Source organism: Psychrobacter sp. 1Y4 (genome assembly GCF_051847555.1).
Genome location: NZ_JBPYDE010001179.1, coordinates 1 through 513 on the forward strand (window position 1 = coordinate 1; position 513 = coordinate 513).

At 42.7% G+C, this 513-nt stretch carries 1 pseudogene; it reads right to left on the bottom strand.

The window, feature by feature from the left end:
* Positions 1–220 precede the first annotated feature (220 nt).
* A pseudogene (locus ACS8FC_RS21025) lies at positions 221–513 on the bottom strand (mechanosensitive ion channel family protein); the annotation flags it as partial.

A 513-nucleotide genomic window follows, 5' to 3' on the forward strand; every position in this document is an offset into this window, starting at 1 on the left:
TAAGATCAAGCGACAATGTAGAAGAGGGTGCAGCTGCGGTTTGTTCGGTCATACGGGTACCTGTGGGCTAAATTGACAAAAGAGGCAAATAATAAAATAAATGTTTTAACCGATAATTTTACCATAATTCACGGTAGGATGGTTCAAAGTGGCAATGTTTAAGGTGCAATAGGTGCGACAAGTTTGAGGTGCGATAGATAAATACATGAAAATAAGTCAGCTACTCATCCTTTGCCAATGATGATTTTCCTGATACAACTTGAGTGGTGGTTGCAAAAGGTTTAGTAGCGATAGGATAGTCGACGTCTTTTGGCATGAGCAGGCGCATATGTGGATAGGGCGTCGAGATATTGGCCGCATCAAAGGCAATTTTTATCTCTTCTTGTAGCACTTCTTTGATTTTGGGTATACGTGCCACGGCTGCTGGCTTGACCCAAAAACGCACGATAAAAAATACGCCATACTCCCCAATTTCTGCTACGGTCGCTGAAGTCTCAGGACGATTGAGTACTG